Genomic DNA, 1,663 nt, shown 5'->3' with positions numbered 1-1,663 from the left:
ACCCGAGCTATCGCCGGTTTACCCTGTGTGTGACCTTTTATTATGTCTCGGCCTATGCGTTTATTGCCGGATCGCCGTTGGTCTACATCCGTTATTACGGCATTGATCCGCAGCACTATGGCTGGCTTTTTGCCGTCAATATTCTCGGGGTGATGGCCCTGAGTCTGGTCAATCGCACAGTAGTGCAGCGCTTTACGCTGGAAATATTAGTAAAATACGCCACGCGGATCGCAGCGTTGGCCATGCTGGTTATGGCGGTGGCCGTCAAGATGCAGTGGGGCGGCAGTCTGGCTATCGTGGTGTTTGTTTTCTTCTCGATGAACGGCATCGTGGCGGCAACCTCCACCGCCGCCGCGCTGGACGCCGTGCCGACCATGACCGGATCGGCCTCGGCGTTGATCGGCGCATTGCAATACGGTAGCGGCATCATCTCCTCGCTGTTGCTGGCGTGGTTAAGTGATGGCACGCCGTGGACCATGGCATGGATTATGGCGTTGTTTACCGTCGCCAGTGCGGCAATGGTGACCGGTGTCGGCACCAAAAACGCGGCAGGTGAACCCGATTAAGGAACAAGGGATGAATGTTATTTTCGATATGGACGGTACGCTGGTGGATTCTGTGCCGGGGATTCGCGCCAGTCTGGCCTACGCGCTGGAACAGCAAGGGCACCGTATGGCCGAAGAGACGGACATCACCGCCTTGATTGGGCCACCGATGGATCAGATTGTCGCGACGCTGCTGGCACCGTTTGGTGACGATCGCGTAGCGCAGACGGTGGCGCTCTATCGTGAACATTATGGTCGCGTCGGGTTACTTCAGGGATTGATGTATCCGGGCATTGAGCCGGTGCTTCAAACGCTGCACGCCGAGGGACATCGGCTGTTTATCGCCACCTCAAAACGACAACCTTTTGCGGAACGGATAGTGGCGCGTATCGGCATCAGCGCGCTGTTTGACGACATTCTCGGCACACCGCTGGATGGCAGCATGGACGATAAACGGCTGCTGGTGGCGCATCTGGTGGGCAAGCAGGGTTTGCCGCCCTCCATATCGGTCATGGTCGGCGACCGTAAAGAAGATATTGTTAGCGCGCAGCATAACCACCTGTTATCGATTGGCGCACGCTGGGGATATGGCTCGTTACAAGAGTTGGTCAGCAGCGGCGCAGACCGGTTGTGCCAATCGCCAGCGGATTTGCTTCCGGCTATCCATGCGCTAGCCACGACGTCCGCGCGTTAGTATCGGAGCAGGATCACTGTCTGGGATATCAACGTGCGGTAGTCTTATCGCTCAGCAGTATTCGCGTTAAGACGGGGAAAGAGGATGGCGGTTCCACAAGACAAAGCCGCGTTGTTGGCGGCAATCGACGGCGAATTCAGTAAGCTGTGCAAGGAGTTTGCGCAGGTGCCTGCCGCAGTTGTGGATGAACCAAGCCTGCCGGGACACGCTAAAGACACGATGATGAGCGTGAACAACCTCGCCGCCTATCTGTTGGGATGGAATGAACTGGTGCTGAAATGGCTGGCGCGGGATGCCGCCGGTGAGCCCATTGATTTTCCTGAAACAGGGTTCAAATGGAATGAGCTGGGTCGGTTGGCACAAAAATTCTATCACGATTATGAGGCACTCCCCTTTACGCAGGTGATTGAACGTCTGATCGCCG

General features: G+C 56.5%; 2 protein-coding genes and 1 pseudogene. All 3 read left to right on the top strand.

Features of this window, described 5'->3' with window-relative positions:
- Positions 1-566, top strand: a pseudogene (locus tag J5224_RS26920) (Bcr/CflA family drug resistance efflux transporter); the annotation flags it as partial.
- Positions 567-576: 10 nt separating this feature from the next.
- Complete coding sequence (locus J5224_RS26915) at positions 577-1,239, top strand: HAD hydrolase-like protein (RefSeq protein WP_264628220.1); 663 nt, start codon at positions 577-579, stop codon at positions 1,237-1,239.
- 84 nt (positions 1,240-1,323) lie between these two features.
- On the top strand, positions 1,324-1,663 hold a 340-nt coding region (locus tag J5224_RS26910; protein WP_264628219.1), incomplete at its 3' end, for a ClbS/DfsB family four-helix bundle protein.

It is taken from the genome of Candidatus Symbiopectobacterium sp. NZEC135 (assembly GCF_025962695.1).
This window is presented reverse-complemented; position numbering and strand designations above follow the sequence as displayed.

What these genes read in the sequence shown, in the direction of transcription:
- J5224_RS26915 (WP_264628220.1), top strand. Translation starts at nt 577, where the DNA reads ATGAATGTTATTTTCGATATGGACGGTACGCTGGTGGATTCTGTGCCG.